Annotated in this window: 13 protein-coding genes; 5 read left to right on the plus strand and 8 right to left on the minus strand. The window is 57.9% G+C overall.

From position 1 onward, the window contains the following. Positions 1–55: 55 nt before the first annotated feature. From IG617_RS17585 to IG617_RS17595, 3 genes are all read right to left on the minus strand, one after another. A complete protein-coding gene (locus tag IG617_RS17585) occupies positions 56–1,072 on the minus strand; it encodes a C4-dicarboxylate TRAP transporter substrate-binding protein (protein ID WP_192110532.1) in 1,017 nt (338 codons plus the stop codon). A gap of 267 nt (positions 1,073–1,339) precedes the next feature. Next, entirely contained in the window at positions 1,340–2,725 is a 1,386-nt protein-coding gene (locus IG617_RS17590; protein ID WP_192110533.1) for a sigma-54-dependent transcriptional regulator, read from the minus strand. After that, complete coding sequence (locus IG617_RS17595) at positions 2,722–4,515, minus strand: sensor histidine kinase (protein WP_192110534.1); 1,794 nt, start codon at positions 4,513–4,515, stop codon at positions 2,722–2,724. Before IG617_RS17595 ends, IG617_RS17590 begins: the two co-directional genes overlap by 4 nt. A 114-nt stretch (positions 4,516–4,629) precedes the next feature. Between IG617_RS17595 and IG617_RS17600 the strand changes: the two genes are divergently transcribed. From IG617_RS17600 to IG617_RS17615, 4 genes are all read left to right on the plus strand, one after another. Continuing rightward, on the plus strand, positions 4,630–5,784 hold the full coding sequence (locus IG617_RS17600) for an acyl-CoA dehydrogenase family protein (RefSeq protein WP_192110535.1): 1,155 nt from the start codon (positions 4,630–4,632) through the stop codon (positions 5,782–5,784). Between the two features lie 72 nt (positions 5,785–5,856). Next, positions 5,857–6,396 carry a GNAT family N-acetyltransferase gene (locus IG617_RS17605; RefSeq protein ID WP_192110536.1) on the plus strand — a complete coding sequence of 180 codons (540 nt, stop codon included), beginning with the start codon at positions 5,857–5,859 and terminating at the stop codon, positions 6,394–6,396. Between the two features lie 133 nt (positions 6,397–6,529). Further along, positions 6,530–7,360 (plus strand): universal stress protein, encoded by an 831-nt coding sequence (locus IG617_RS17610; RefSeq protein WP_192110537.1) that lies wholly within the window; start codon positions 6,530–6,532, stop codon positions 7,358–7,360. Positions 7,361–7,486: 126 nt separating this feature from the next. Next, on the plus strand, positions 7,487–10,216 hold the full coding sequence (locus IG617_RS17615) for a GNAT family N-acetyltransferase (protein ID WP_192110538.1): 2,730 nt from the start codon (positions 7,487–7,489) through the stop codon (positions 10,214–10,216). Here the strand turns inward: IG617_RS17615 and IG617_RS17620 are convergent. From IG617_RS17620 to IG617_RS17630, 3 genes are all read right to left on the minus strand, one after another. Next, on the minus strand, positions 10,213–11,880 hold the full coding sequence (locus IG617_RS17620; protein WP_192110539.1) for a thiamine pyrophosphate-binding protein: 1,668 nt from the start codon (positions 11,878–11,880) through the stop codon (positions 10,213–10,215). The genes IG617_RS17615 and IG617_RS17620 overlap by 4 nt on opposite strands. A gap of 208 nt (positions 11,881–12,088) precedes the next feature. Next, positions 12,089–12,526: a peptidoglycan-binding protein LysM gene (gene lysM / locus IG617_RS17625; RefSeq protein WP_192110540.1), complete on the minus strand. Its 438-nt coding sequence runs from the start codon at positions 12,524–12,526 to the stop codon at positions 12,089–12,091. 292 nt (positions 12,527–12,818) lie between these two features. Further along, positions 12,819–13,199 (minus strand): hypothetical protein, encoded by a 381-nt coding sequence (locus IG617_RS17630; RefSeq protein WP_192110541.1) that lies wholly within the window; start codon positions 13,197–13,199, stop codon positions 12,819–12,821. A 138-nt stretch (positions 13,200–13,337) separates the two neighbouring features. Between IG617_RS17630 and IG617_RS17635 the strand changes: the two genes are divergently transcribed. Continuing rightward, complete coding sequence (locus tag IG617_RS17635) at positions 13,338–14,924, plus strand: bifunctional aminoglycoside phosphotransferase/ATP-binding protein (protein WP_192110542.1); 1,587 nt, start codon at positions 13,338–13,340, stop codon at positions 14,922–14,924. Here IG617_RS17635 and IG617_RS17640 read toward each other — a convergent pair. After that, complete coding sequence (locus tag IG617_RS17640) at positions 14,912–15,232, minus strand: AzlD family protein (RefSeq protein WP_153770774.1); 321 nt, start codon at positions 15,230–15,232, stop codon at positions 14,912–14,914. The genes IG617_RS17635 and IG617_RS17640 overlap by 13 nt on opposite strands. Next, entirely contained in the window at positions 15,225–15,929 is a 705-nt protein-coding gene (locus tag IG617_RS17645) for an AzlC family ABC transporter permease (RefSeq protein ID WP_192110543.1), read from the minus strand. The genes IG617_RS17640 and IG617_RS17645 overlap by 8 nt, the downstream gene beginning before the upstream one ends. Positions 15,930–15,961 lie beyond the last annotated feature (32 nt).

Raw genomic sequence — 15,961 nt, forward strand, 5'->3', positions numbered from 1 at the left:
AACCCCCGGCGCAGGACGCGCCGAGGGATAATCGTCAGTTTGACATGAGTTGGGCTCAGCCCTTGATCACGCCCTTAACGAGGTCGAGGAGTTCCTGGGCCGGAAGGCCGTTAGCGGATTGCTCCTGAACCCAGGCATCCTGGATCGGGCCGGCTTTCGCTTCGAAAGCGGCAAGCTCTTCTGGAGAGAATTCGACCTGAACGATGCCGCGAGCTTCAAGCTCTGGCCACCACTTTTCATAAACCTTGGCATAGGTCGCAAGGTAATGGTCGAGTGCTGGCTGTACGGACTCGTCAAGCGCGACGCGGAAATCGTCAGGCAGTGCCGCGTAGGCATCCGTATTGACGACGATCGGGCAATGAACAGTGCCCGGGTTCAGGTTCTTGGTCCACCAGTTGGCAACTTCAACCGTCTTGAACGAAAGGTGCGCATGCGGTGCGAAACCGGCAGCATTCACCGTACCGGAGTCAATCGCCTGGTATGTTTCAGAAGCGGTCACCGAGGTCGGAACGGCGCCAGCAGCTTCCATCAGCTTGCCAAGACCACCGAGAGCACGAACACGCATGCCTTCAAAGTCGGTGATGGAAGACGGTACATCGCCCTTACCCGCAAAGTTGTACTGCGGCATCGGGGACGGCATCAGCAGCTTTGCATTCCAGCGGCCAAGGTCTTTCTGAACAGCTGGATGCTCGTAGAGAGCCTTGGAGACCTTCACTTCGGTTTCCAGATCGGCAACGCCAAGGAACGGCAGTTCCAGAACCGTCAGCGATGGATTCTTGTCAGCGTGGTACGAGGCACAGAACTGCGCCATTTCGAACGCACCGAATGAGATGCCATCGAGGTTTTCGCGAGATTTGGAGAGCGCGCCGCCATAGTGCAGCTTGATTTCGAACTTGCCGTCGGTCTTCGCAGCCACTTCCTCAGCGAGCTTTTCGACATGCTCGGTGAAGGCGCGGCGCTTGCCCCAGAGCGACACATTCCATGTCACGTCAGCAGCAAATGTTTCAGTTGCGAAGAAAAGTCCAAGTACGGTTGCGGATGCAGCCGTGGCAAATTTACGGGCAGTGAGCATACTGTTCCTCCCAGGTAACGTGGCTCAATTGTCTTGGCAGACGCTCATTACGATGTGCAGCATGAGCCCTCCAAGCTATCGTCATTTTTAGCACGTGCTGTGCCAAATGCATGTCGAAGCAGCAGATTCCCCAATTTTCGCCGTCTTTTCGACCAATTTCCATTCTCTTCCCCGCAAGGTTGAGCAGAATATCGCCGATCTTTCAACTGTATCGGCAATATTTCGCCGATACGCCGCATCGAAACCTTCAATGAAGACCAGGGACCTTTACTCGTCGCCCATGACCTGCGGGCGGCTCAACTTCAAGCGGGTCATCTTTTCGTTCAGGGTTCGTCGCGGCACACCCAACTCCCGCATGACCTCGGCGATACGCCCCTCATGCCTGCGAAGCGCATTAGAAATCACGCTGCGCTCATAGCTGTCCATCAAGTCCTTCAGCGTTCCACCGGCGATATCACTCACCTTGTGCCCGGGCCCAATCACGAGGACCTCGAGCGGCTGGCGACCAACACCTGCATTGAGAACGAAGCGCTCCGCGGCATTGCGCAATTCACGAACATTGCCCGGCCAATCGTACGTTCGCAGAAACGCTTCATCACGGGCGGTAACGTCCGGCATTGGGATGCCATATTGGGCTGCAAAACGATTGATGAAGGTATCGAACAGCAGGAGACTGTCGTTCCCCCGCTCCCGCAACGCCGGAATCGTGATCTCGATCGTATTCAGACGGAACAGGAGGTCCTCGCGCAGCGTCTTCGCGGCAACCGCTTCCTTGGGCTCGATGTTGGCCGCGCTGACAACGCGGAAGTCGACAGGGACAGGGCGGCGTCCGCCTATTCGGTCGACGCATTTTTCCTGAAGAACCCTCAGGAGCTTGGGCTGGAGTGGGATCGGCATCGAAACGATTTCATCCAGGAACAAGACACCGCCATTGGCCGCCTCAATTCGTCCAATCCGCGTTCGATCTGCGCCTGTGAATGCGCCAGCCTCATGGCCGAACAGCTCTGCCTCGACCATCGTCTCCGGCAGGGCTGCTGCGTTGATCGCAACGAATGGCGCATCCTTGCGATGACCAAATGCGTGCAACGCCTGGGCGACCACTTCCTTGCCTGTCCCTGTTTCACCGGTGATCAGAACCGCGGCATCTGTTCCAGCGAAATGAAGCAGTCTTTCGCGCAAGGCCCGCATGGCAGGGCTGTTGCCGAGAAGGCGCCGCTCCAAACTCCCCTCTTCGACGAGACGCCTCGAAAGCGAGCGGTTTTCCAATACAAGGCTGCGCTTTTCGCAGGCGCGGCGCACAAGCTCCGCGATCACTTCAGGGTCAAACGGCTTTTCGACAAAGTCGTAAGCCCCGCTTCGCATGGCTTCGACCGCCATCGGCACGTCGCCATGGCCCGTGATCAATATGACCGGAATATCTGCATCTATTTCGGCGATACGTTTCATGAGACGGACACCATCGTCTCCATTCAACATCACATCCGACACGACACAGCCAGGAAAGCTTGGCTGAACGTGACGCATCGCGGTATCGGCGTCCGACACCTCTATGGTCTCGAAACCCGCAAGCCCCAACCATTGGCGCAGGGCAGAGCGCATTGCGGGATCGTCGTCCACAATCAGAACAGGGGTCTTGACGTTTGCAGCGGTCATTCGGCTTCTGGCTCCAGAACCGCGGTTTCAGCTTCCAGCGTGGCGGCACGCACGGCTCCTTCCGGAGCTGGCAGAGTAAACAGGAACGTTGCCCCACCAGTCGCGTTCGGCTTCACTTGCAAAGACCCTCCGAGATCCTCGGCGATACGGTCGGAGATGGACAGGCCAAGACCCAGACCGCCATTGCTCAACTTGGTGGTGAAAAACGGGTCGAAGATTTTTTCGCGGAGATCCGTAGGCACCCCAGCGCCGTTGTCGGAGACGCTGACAACGATGCTCTCGCCCTGTCGGTCAACTTCAAGAATGACTTTTCCATCTTCCGCCTTTGCTGCGGAGTCGGCGCCGTTGCGGAGCAGATTCACGAGCACCTGCTCGACCTTCAAGGGAGCGGTTTCCAAATTCAGCGGTCCATCGGACAATCGTAGATCCAAGTTGACGCTGTCCTCTTCAAATCGCGAACGCGCGATCTTTTCGGCCGCAGCAATACAATTCTTCAAGTCGACTACCTCAATCCGGCTTTCGGCGGGCCGAGCGAAGCGCTTGAGTTCCTGGGTCAGGGTTGCCATCCGGTGTTGAAGAGAATCGATCTCCTTAAGATTATCTTCGACGGCAGGAACATTGCCACTCTCAAGGAACTTTCGGGCGCCCGCCACAAACATGCGCAGCGCTGCGAGGGGCTGGTTCAGCTCATGTGCAACTGCTGCAGACATCTGACCCACTGCTGCGAGACGGCTCGAACGCGCCAGGTGTCTTTGAGCGTTTCTCAGCTCTTCTTCAACACGTCGACGCTCGTCAACCTCGTCCACCAACCGCTGGTTCAATTCCCGCAGCCCCTGCGACTCCTGCCGCAAAAGGGCCGAGGCTCGACGCAGGACACGTCCTCTTTGAATGAGCAGTCCCACGAAGTAGAGCAGGCTGAGGCCAATCGCGGATGCCCAGATCGGCCAAATGTTCTTTCGAGTTTCCTCAATCGGCACGAGAAAGTGGAGCGTCCAGCCGAGCAATCCGACATGAGCAGAGTTATGGCGGTAAGTGCGGCCATCGACCGTCACCACTTTCTCAGTACCCCGTGGGTTTTGCGACAGAGCGGTCAGAGGTTGATCGGCGTATTGGCGTGTCGCCGTGATTTGGCTTCTCACATCGTCGGAGAGTTCTTGCAAGGTTCGATAGCGCCAATCAGCGACAGAAGCTAAGAAAATCACCCCGTTGGCATCCGATGCAAAAACTGTTTCGCCGCCCTTCGCCCAGGCCTGCTCCAAAGGCTCCATGTCTACCTTGACGACCGCAACGCCGTCAGGCTCACCGCTTACTGGAGATGGCAGCGACAGGAAAAGTCCCGGTTCGCCAAGCGTTGCGCCAATCGCGAAGAACTGTCCTTCCTCGCCTTTCAGAGCAGTATGAAAATAGGGCCGGTAGGCATAGCTCTGCCCGACGAGAGACAACTCATCGCGCCAGTTGCTGGCCGCCAGCGTCCGGCCCTGCCGATCCATGACAAAGAGCAGATCCGCGCCAGACTTTTCCGCCACTTCCTCTAGAAACCGGTTCGCCGACTCGGTCGGTCTGCCCATGTTCAGAACAACGGTCGCTCTGGGATCCCGTGCCAGCATGTATGGCAAATAACGGTATTTCTCGTATTCACCGAGGATGGTCTGGCGATAAAGGGTAAGCCGCTCGGCCGCCTTTTGATCCACGGTCTCCCGATCCCGTTCCACCATCAGCTGCACAAGCAGCGACGCAATCAGCAGCACGGCGATTGGAGGAAGCGCAAGAAGAAGCAATCGGGTTGACATGCTGTCCTTATCTCCTTTTTGCTGCTCTGCCGCAAACCGTTCCCGACGACATGGACAAATCTGCCTGCGCAAAGCTAGGTTGCTGCCATAAAGATCAAGGGATGGAAAACGTCGATGGACTTCAGCTTCACCGAAGAACAGCGAATGATCGCCGATACGGCCAACAAGCTCGCGACAGACAAGCTGGAACCGCTGGCAGAGCGGTTGGACAATGGTGAGGGACGCGCTGAGTTTCTGGCCAACTTGCAGATGCTTGCAGACAACGGCTTCATGGGTCTCAACCTATCATCCGAGTACGGTGGAACCGAAGCCGGCACCATCGGCTTTGCGCTCGCGGTAGAAGCTCTTGCTCAGGGGTGCGCTTCCACCGCCGTCACCGTCTCGGTCACAAACATGGTTGGCGAGGTCATTCAGGCCGTCGGTTCTGAAGAGCAAAAAGCACGCTACTTGCCGCGACTTACGGACGGCCGATATCCCGCTGGTGGTTTTTGCCTGACGGAATCCAGCGCTGGATCTGATCCCTCGTCAATGAAAACCCGGGCGGTGAAGGACGGCAATCATTACGTCCTCAACGGATCGAAGCTATATATCAGTTCCGCTGAATATGCCGGCGTCTTCGTGGTTTGGGCGGTGACCGATTCTGATGCTCCCAAAGGCAAGGGCATTTCCTGTTTTCTTGTCGAAGCTGGAACGCCAGGCCTTGTGATTGGCAAGGCGGAAAAGAAGATGGGGCAGACTGGCTCTGCGACCAATGAAGTCCTCTTTCAGGATTGCCGCGTCCCGGCGACAGCTATGATGGGCCAAGAGAATGAGGGATTTCGCATCGCCGTTGGCGAATTGGCCGGTGGGCGTATCGGGATCGCCGCGCTTGCTCTTGGCGTTGCCCGCAAGGCGATGGCTGCCGGCAAAGCCTACATCAAGGAAAGAGAACAATTCGGTCGCCCCCTTGCAGATATGCAAGGACTGCAATGGTTGGTCGCGGACCGGGAGACGGAACTGGAGGCGGCAAAATTGCTTATCCATCAGGCCGCATCGCTCAAGGATTCAGGCAAGGCCTTTTCCAAGGAAGCGTCCATGGCCAAGCTCTTTGCGTCCGAAGCCGCCCAGAAGGCAACCTACACCGCGTTGCAACTTCACGGCGGGGCCGGCTACATCAAGGACTATCCTCTCGAGCGCTATGCCCGAGACGCCAGGATCACGACGATCTACGAGGGCACGTCCGAGGTGCAGCGTCTGATTATCGCCCGCGAGGTCATGAAGGCGGTCTAGTCTCTGTCACGAGCCTTTGGTGAAATCGGTTTTCTGCAGGATGTACGCGTCAACTCAGGAAGGGTCTTGCCCATGGAAATGAGTTTGCCAACGCTGACTGGCGCCCCGGTTCTGGAAACTCAAAGGCTTTTGCTAAGGGTGCCTTCGCCATCGGACTTTCCGGCCTTTCTCGCCTACGCCACATCTCACCGCACGGCCTTCACAGGCGGCGCAAAGCCTGAGCATGCCGTCTTTGAGAAGTTCGCCAGCATGATCGGCCACTGGGCATTGCGCGGCTTCGGCAGGTTCACGATCACAGACCGGACAAGCGGCGCGGCGCTCGGCCACGTCGGCCCCTTCCAGCTTGTGGACGAACAGCTGCCCGAACTCAGCTGGACAATTTGGTCGGATGCAGCAGAAGGCAAAGGCATTGCGTTTGAAGCCGCGCAAACCGTGAACCATTGGCTTTTTGGGCCAATGGGTTGGACAGAGGCCATCGCGGAAGTTCATCCCGACAATCATCGATCTCAGACAATGGCGCGACGGCTCGGCGGTGAGCTTTGGACCGATGGCCCGCGAGCTGTTTTACCGGGGGGAGACGTTTACCGTTTCACCGCGCAGACAATTGCATGACTGCTTCATATCAAAACTAAAACAGGCAACTCATTCGCTCACTGGTTGATACGCCTCAAAGTAACGCCCACGTTTCCTGCATAGGGTGTTTTCACAAGGGCCTATGCCCAGTTTTCCAAAAGGAGGTACGACCATGGTTTTAAAAGACATCGTGACAATTGTGGATCTCTCCGGATCCCAACCGGCCGCGAAATATGCGATCGACCTTGCTGTCAACAACGACGCCCATGTAACGGGTTTGGCCGTCGCCTTTGAACCAGTGGTCCCTGCGTTCGCGGCTGCGCCGATGCCCGTTGACTACCTGCAAGCTGCGCACGAACAGGCGGTTGGCGCTGCAAAAGACGCTCAAAAGAGCTTCGACGAGCTTGCCCGCGTCGCAGCTGTGAAGACTGAAAGCCGTGTTGCAGATGTTTTGACTGGAGGTCCCCTCGAAGGACTGCTTCGGCATTGCCGCACAACGGATCTTGTTGTCATTGGGCAGGAAAACCCCGACGCCCTTGAGCCCATGCGCGAGCTTCTGATTGAAACAGTCCTGTTCGAAAGCGGTGTGCCGGTTCTGATCGTCCCATACATCGGCGTCGCGCAGTCCGAAGCCAAGAATGTCGTGATTGGCTGGGACGGCAGCTCCACAGCGACACGTGCGATCCACGCTGCACTTCCGCTGCTGGACAAGGCAGAGAAGATCACCGTGCTTGTGGTCGAAAAGAACGTCAATGAAGATAGCCAGCCAGGCGCCGAGATCGCAACCTATCTGGCGCGGCACGATCTTGATGTGACGATTGACGTCATCACCAATCCTCAGACTGGGATCGCTGATACGTTGCTCAACTATGTCTCAGACAACGGCAACGACCTGGTGGTCATGGGTGGCTACGGCCACAGCCGGATGCGGGAGTTTCTCTTTGGCGGTGCCACACGGGAAATCCTGAAGGCCATGACCGTTCCGGTTTTGATGGCTCACTAATCCAGATAGCCAGCCTTCAGGGCGCGATCGCCGCGCTTTGGAGGCTGAGCATTTTCCCTCTCACCTTCATTCAAATTTCGCTCTTTCCGTGTCAGGCTTTGTGGAGCTCCCACGGAGAATGACGGCGTGACCATCAAAAACCTCGACGGTTTCTTTGCCCCCGGCTCACTGGCCCTGATCGGACCATCGCGACATGGTGGAAAGGTTCTGGAGCACCTTTCCAGGACCCTCCTGGCATCAGGCTGGAAACAATCTCTCTATCTTGTTGGATTGCCTGACCTGGACACAGCTCTCGCAGGCAAGCACGTCGAGCTCGAGAACCTGCCAACAGCTCCAGATCTTGCGATCTGTCTGAGTGCGGCAGAAACGACGCCGGAGCTGATCGCTGAACTGGCACGGCGCGGAACAAAAGCTGTCGTCCTCTTGTCTCCTGGATACGAAACCTGGCCGGAGGAGTTGGTTCAGGCCTGCCGGGAAGCTGCACGCAGCACACGGCTTCGCATGATCGGCCCCGGCAGTCTTGGACTTGCCGTTCCGGCTTTGGGCCTGAACTGCCTTCTCAGCGCCAAGTCGCCGGTACCGGGCGACATTGCCTTCATCGCGCGCTCTGGTGCCGTTTTGAATGCAACCCTTTCTTGGGCCAGCGCTCACAAGACCGGCTTTTCTGCAGTTGTCTCACTTGGTGAGCGCATGGATGCCGATATCGGCGACCTCGTCGACTATTTCGCGCAAGATTACCGGACACGGGCGATTCTTCTTCACGCGGAAGCGATCTCCAGTCCGCGCAAGTTTCTGTCGGCGGCCAGAGCGGCGGCGCGCAGCAAGCCCGTGATCATGATCCGGTCGGGACGCAGCCATGACACCAGTGGCAGCGGCCTGACCCATGCAGGTCGCCTGGCTGATCCGGACCTTGTCTATGATGCTGCCTTCCGCCGCGCCGGCATCATGCGCGTCAGCGACCTCGACGAAATGTTTGAGGCCGTCGAAACCCTTGCGCGTGTGCGCGTTCCTCAATTTGACGCACTGACGATCCTGTCGAACGGCAGGAGCCTCGCCAGCCTGGCCACGGATCGTCTGACCGACCTGGGGGGCAAGCTTGCCGAACTTTCCGAAGACACCCTCAACGCTCTTGGTGCCTATCGTCGAACAAGCCAAAAGACCGGGTCGAGCTCCGATCCCATCATCTTGCGCGAGGAACTCGATCCAGCTGATCTCAAAGCGGCAATTAGCTCCGTCCTCAGAGACAAGACCACCGACGGCGTACTGGTTCTTCAGGCCCCAAGCGCATTCACAGATCTGGCTGACATAGGACGTGCCATTGCGGAGGCTGCTAAGGAGAACCGGCGACGGACCGGACGGCGCAAGGCGATCGTCGCAGGTCTGATTGGCGATGACGGCAGTGCCCGAGGTCATCTGGATGAGGCCGGTGTGCCCTGTTACGCCAGCCCGGCGGAAGTCGTCCGCTCGATCATGCACCTTGCTCATGATGCGCAGTCACGTGACTTTCTGATGGCAGCGCCGGCAAGTGTTCCTCAGGACTTCATCCCCGATGCCGACACCGCGCGCAAGATCGTTGATGACGCGATGAAAGAGAACCGAACCTGGCTGTTTCCCCAGGAGGTTTCAAAGATACTGGAAGCCTATCAGCTGCCTGTCATGCCGACGCGGCTGTGCAAGACGCCGGAAGAAGCAGCCGACCACGCGGCGGAGTTCTTCAAGAAGGCCAACCATTGTGTCGTCAAGCTGATCTCGCAGGACCTGCCTTTCAAATCTAGGATAGACGGCGTGCGCCTCGGACTGGAAACGCCCGAAAGCGTCGAGCGGGCTGCCCGCGAGCTTATCCAGCAGACCAGTCAGTTGTTTCCGGACGCAAGAATTGCAGGTGTCAGTGTGCACCCAATGCTCGAAGATCGCCATGGGATCGAGTTGTTTGTTGGTCTGGCAGATACACCTACTTTCGGGCCGGTGCTGGTCTTTGGCCATGGCGGGACATCGGTGGAAGATAGCCGGGATATCTCGATCGAGCTGCCGCCGCTCGACCTCAATCTGGCGCATGCCATGATCAATCGCACCAGAATTGCGAAGCTTATTGACGGCACCAGCACACGACCAGCCCTCGATCGCGAGGCCCTGGCACTTGCGTTGATGAAAGTCTCGCAGATCGCAATCGACATTCCAGAAATACTCGAGCTCGACATCAATCCGCTCGTGGCGCTGGAGGATGGTCTTGTCGCGCTTGATGCGCGCATGACACTCGGCGAACCGGCACGGCACCCAGGCCGGGATGGAAAGTCCCGTCTCGCCATCGCGCCCTATCCGGAAGAGTGGGAAGACACGCTCTCGCTTAAAGACGGAAGAAAAGTCTTCGTTCGCCCTGTTCGGCCAGAGGACGAAGACCTCTTCAAGAGCTTCTTTGAGACAGTCTCCGCGGAGGACCTGCGGCTACGCTTCTTCGCGCCAGTACGGGACTTCAGCCATCGTTTCCTGGCACGGCTGACACAACTTGATTATTCACGTGCCATGGCATTTTCCGCGATTGACCCGGAGACCGGCGACCTGCTTGGTGTTGTCCGACTGCACGCCGACCCGGATCATAAAAGCGGCGAGTATGCAATCATGGTTCGCTCAAACCTGAAAGGCGTTGGTCTGGGCTGGGCCCTGATGAAGCTTATCATCCGCTACGCGCGTGCCGACGGCATCGAAACGATCCAGGGCGAAGTTCTGAAAGAAAACACGAGCATGCTCAGCATGTGCCAGGCCCTCGGATTTCATGTCGAAACCTCGGCGGACGACCCCGGGGTCGCCCACGTCAGCCTGCAAGTGACCGACCTGGACCTGGCTGACGACGTTGGCTAGCTCTTCGCTTGCGCGGCTTCGCGAATTTGGCTGAGCGAGGCAGCAGGCGTGATCGCTTCCGGATCGAGCACGAGGTGAAGCAATGCCGGTTTTCCGGTTGCACGTGCACGCTCGAACGCCGGTCCAAAGTCATCTGAAGTATGAACCGTCTCGGCGTGAGCCCCATAGGAAGACGCAAGCGCCGCGAAATCCGGATTGACCAATTTCGTTGCCGATGGCCGGCCGGGATAGTGGCGCTCCTGATGCATCCGAATCGTGCCGTACATCCCATTGTCGACCAGAACCACGATGATCGCCGCGCCCTCCTGACAGGCCGTGCCAAACTCCTGCATGGTCATCTGAAAACAGCCATCGCCGGCGAAACAGATCGTCTCCCGTTCTGGAAAGGTGAGCTTTGCCGAAACGGCGGCAGGCAGGCCATAGCCCATCGAACCGGACGTCGGCGCCGCTTGGGTCGCAAACTTGCGGAATCGGTGAAAGCGATGCACCCAGGTCGCAAAATTTCCCGCGCCATTTGTGAAAATGGCGTCATCGGCAACGTTCGCCTCGATCCATTCCATCACATCGGACATTTGCAAAGCGCCCGGAACCTGCGGCCGAGCGCCTGACCATGCCAGATAGTCTGCATGAGCTTCCTCTGCCTGACTCTTGTTCCTGGCTTCCGTGGGAGGCTGCAATCCCTCAACTGCCTTGCAGAACCCTGTCGGGCTCGCGTGGACCGCGAGCGAAGGCCGGTAGACGCGGCCGAGTTCTTCCGCATCGGGGTGCACATGCACCAAGGGCTGCGCAGGCTGGGGAATGTCGAGCAAGGTGTATGACTGGCTTGGCATTTCGGACAGGCGACCACCGACCAGCAAGATAAGGTCGGACGTCTTTATGCGCTCAAGCAATTTCGGATTGATGCCGATGCCAACATCGCCCGCATAATTGGGATGCAGATTGTCGAACAAAGCCTGCCGGCGGAACGAGCAAGCAACAGGCAGATCGAAACGTTCGGCGAAGCGGGTAAAGGCGGCCACGGCATCCTCGCTCCAACGGCTGCCGCCCAGAATGGCGATCGGACGTTCCGCGGCCCAGAGACGCTTTTGCAAGTCCGCCATTTGCGTCAAACCAGGATGGGTTTCGACCTGTTGCCATGGCGATGGCTGTGTAACGTCTGCCATCTCGACAAGCATGTCTTCCGGCAGGGCCAAGACCACCGGCCCCGGTCGACCTGATGTCGCGACGTGATAGGCACGGGAAATGAATTCGGGAACCCGATCAGCTTGGTCGATCTCCGCCACCCACTTCGCCATACCGCCAAACATCTGGCGGTAATCGACCTCTTGAAAGGCCTCGCGCTCACGCATGCCGCGTTCGATCTGGCCGATAAAGAGGATCATCGGTGTCGAATCCTGCATGGCGACGTGAACACCTGCAGCAGCGTTCGTCGCGCCAGGCCCGCGCGTAACCATGCAAATGCCGGGCTTGCCGGTAAGCTTGCCATGGGCGTCGGCCATCATGGCCGCGCCACCTTCCTGGCGGCAGATGGTTACAGGAATAGAGGCATCATGAAGGGCGTCCAAAACGGCCAGGTAGCTTTCCCCAGGCACACAGAACACCCGCTCCGCGCCATGTAGTTCCAGGGCCTCGACGAGAAGCTGTCCACCGGTCTTCTGGCTCATTCCTATTCCCTGCCTTCATGATGTCCAAGTGTCGTACGTTTCAACGCTTGTTGTATACTCGATGTGACCGGGGCCCGGCAGAGGGAGACGCCACATTATTTGGCAATGACATCATTCCAAAACGGACTCAACTACACCAGAAACGCAAACGGCCGCGGATCACCGCGGCCGTTGCCAAACCAAGACTGAGCAAAAAACAGGCGCGCTCTTAGTCGAGCGGCGGAATGCGCAGAACCTGACCCGGGTAGATCTTGTCCGGATGGGACAGCATCGGCTTGTTGGCTTCAAAGATCGTCTGATACTTGGAGCCATCACCGTAAGCGTCTTCAGATACCTTCCAGAGCGTATCGCCCTTTTGCACGGTATGGAACTTGGCTTCCGGTTCGGCTTCAGCGACCGTGATCTCTTCTTCAACTTTCGAGATCCCCAGGACGTTACCAACCGCCAGGATCAGTTTCTCGCGTGCAGCCTGCGTTGGCGCAGCGCCCGCGACCTTGACCGTATCGCCTTCAACTTCGACCTTCACATCACCATCAAGGCCGAGCTCGGCCACTTCAGCAGCAATCGCCTCAGGACCAGACGTTTCAGCTTCATCGTCGCCGAACAGTTTCTTCCCGGCATCTTTTACGAAATCAAAAAAACCCATGCTTGTTTTCCTCTTGCCATCCTGCTGCACCCCGCTGGCCGCACTGGACTGCATGCGTTAGACAGTTATCCAAGCGCAGTGGCAGAAAGCAAGGCATTGAAAGAGCATTCGTCATCGGCTGCAGACAAATTCACCGGTCAGATGCCCCATTTGGCCATTCCGCGGCTCAAAGCATAAAAAGGGGGCGCCGACAAAGTCGCACGCCCCCTCGCCGTCCCCCTGCGGACGTTTCTCCCTAGTCTCACCTGGTCAGGCATTAAAGAAGAGCTGTTTCATTTCAAACCGGGTCCACTCAAACAGGCGAAACCGTCACGACCTGGAAGGTGAACAAATCACCGTCCTCATCCTTGATCGAGACATACTCCCCTGGTTGGAAAGCATGTGACCCGAAGCGGTAGCCTGCTTCATCGTCATCTTCACCCTCGATGTCGTAGTGAAACGCCCAGGATCCGCCCGGGCGGTGGACCAGATGACCGATTTCCTCTTCTTCGCCACCCCAAAAACGCCGGACACGGCAATGGTCCCGCTCCTTTTTCCAAAGACCAGCGTCAATGTGCCCGCTGTCATCAAGCGGCGCTGTAAATTCGTAGCCGTGCTGGGCTGACCCATTCGGATGGTCTTTGGTTCGCGCCAGGTTCAACCTGATCTTTTTTAGAGCCGGGTAATCGCTCATGTTTTTCTCCTTGGTGCGACTTTCGAGGAGACATTGGCACAATGAGCAATTCTCTCATTGAGAAAGATCAAAGGCTGCAAGTAACCTGCGATGCACTTTGATCAGGTCATCAACGACCATCGTTCGGGAAAGATCCAAATGGCCAATGCCGATTCACAGGAAGCAGTCTTCGCGTTTTTGATGGCCATGCCAGTCAATGAAAAGGAGCAAGCAGGCATCACGAGGATCGACACCCACGCCAATGTTGTCTTTCTGGCCGGCTCAAAGGCTTACAAGGTCAAGCGCTCGGTAAAATTCCCCTTTTTGGACTACTCCACGCTGGCCAAACGCGCTGAGGCATGCCAACGCGAGATCAGCCACAACATCCGAAATGCTGCTCAGATCTACATTGAGGCCCTGCCGATTACCTGCGACGCAGACGGACACCTTGCCATCGACGGTCCGGGGGAGACAATCGAGTGGGTCGTGGTCATGAACCGCTTCGAGCAGGACAGGCAGCTCGATCATGTTGCGAATGACGGACCACTGTCCAAAGGCCTTTGCGATGATCTGGCGGACATGCTTGTGAGCGCCCACGCGGCTGCACCGAAAAAACCGGAGGCGGCACAGGGCTTCTTCAAAGAACTGGCGAGCTATGTCGATCAGAATGAGGTCGCGTTTGCCGAACATCCGGACCTTTTCCCGCCGCAAGCCGCCGAACACCTCACACGTCAATCACGCCTCTGGCTGGAGCGGATAGAGCCACTGCTGATGAAACGCGGCGCGGATGGCCATATCCGCCTCTGCCATGGTGACGCGCACATGCGCAACATCGTTGTGCTGGACGGAAAACCGGTTCTGTTCGACGCAATCGAGTTTTCTGATGCGATGGCGACAACGGATACCCTCTATGACCTTGCCTTTCTCCTTATGGACCTATGGGAGAACGATCAGCGCCCGGCGGCAAACCTGGTCTTTAACCGCTATTTCGACAAGCTTCCATTCGACACGCACGATGGCGCAAGCAAATTGCAAGGCCTTGCCGCCCTCCCTTTCTACTTGATGATGCGCGCTGCAATTCGCGCCAAAATCGCAGCCAGCGCGGCAAAAACCCAGCACAATGAAACGGACAGGCGCGCGAAAGAAGAACAAGCCGTGTCCTATTTCAGCCAGGCCATAGCCTTCCTGGATCCTGTCGAGCCTGATCTCGTTGCAATCGGCGGGTTTTCCGGCACCGGCAAGACCACTCTTGCCTACGCTCTCGCACCGGACATCGGCCGCGCACCCGGGGCCCGCGTTCTGCGCACAGACATCGAGCGCAAGAAACGGCTTGGTCTGTCCGAAACACAAAAAGCGCCCGCCGAGGCCTATACGCGGGCGGCGACTGAAGCGGTTTACGACGCTCTCGACAAGGCTCTGCAAACGACGCTCGCGAGCGGACACTCAGCACTGTTCGATGCCGTATTTGCTGACGAGAAAGAACGTGCACGGATCGAACAACTCGCAAAGGCGGTAGAAGCAAGGTTCTGCGGCCTGTGGCTGGACGCGCCGGCCGAGACTTTGATGGCACGCGTTTCGACGCGGCAGGGAGATGCGTCAGACGCCACAACGGAGGTGGTTGACCTGCAGCTGAGCTATGACCTCGGGGACATGACCTGGACTGTCATCGACGCAGGACATGAACCGACTGTCACGCTGAAAAACGCGAAAGAGGTGATCGGCGGGATTTTGCCTCAAAATCCATAGGCGCGAGCGGCAGCAGCGGCGGCAACGGCGCATACCACCGCGATGATGTCTTTCCTCAAGAGCGCCATGGCCGTTCCAGAAACGATGATGCAAAGAACGACTGGCACTCCGCCCTTGAACGCGATGGGCAAGATCGTAGAGACGATGATCGCACCCGGCAGAGACTCCAGCGCCTTTCGAACACGCGTTGTGAGCGGTATCCGGCCCATCACCCAATAACCACCTGCGCGCATCATGTAGGTCACAGCCGTCATCATCAGGACGGCGGCAACAAACAAGCCATCGGCGCCAACGCTTGTCTCAATCATCCAGGAAAGCTCCCGCCAGCGCCCCGGAAATGGCACCGGTCAGAATGCCCCAATAGCCGCCCAGCTCATACCAGGTCAGAACAGCGACACCACCGGCGATTGCCCAGCTTATTGTCTGACGCTTGCCTTTCCAGAGCGGAATAAGCAGGGCGATGAAGAAGGCTGGCATCACGACATCGAGCCCCCAGGCTTTCGGATCGCTGACCAGACTGCCGAAGAAATACCCGGGCACCACTGACAGCGACCAGATGCACCACATGAAAAGGCCGCTGCCGAGGAAAATACCCCAGTCGCGTTCGCCCTTGTCATACTCGCGAAGCGCGATCAGCCAATTGATGTCGGTCAGAAAGAAAAGGGCCGGATAGGTTCGCGATGACGGCACTTGCCCCAGCCAGGGGCGCAGGCTCGCGCCAATCAAGAGCATGCGCATGTTGACCGCAGCCACGACACCAACCATCGCAAAGATCACGCCCCAGGTCATCGGGGCCGTGTAGACCTCCATGGCTACGAACTGAGAGGCCCCGGCAAAGACGAATGAATTGAACATCAGCGTCTCAGCGAACGTCAGCCCTTTCTGCGCAGCGACTGTTCCAAAGACAGCGCCGAACGCGACGGTCCCCGGAAGAGCCGGTATACAGAACTGCGCGCCTCGCAGGCAGCCTGCGGAGGTGATCGTAACTGGAGGGCTTGCAGTCATTACGGCCTACTCCCGCGCTGGCCTTGGCGCCT

Origin of the sequence: Roseibium polysiphoniae (genome assembly GCF_014842925.1) — a bacterium.
GTDB lineage: Bacteria > Pseudomonadota > Alphaproteobacteria > Rhizobiales > Stappiaceae > Roseibium > Roseibium polysiphoniae.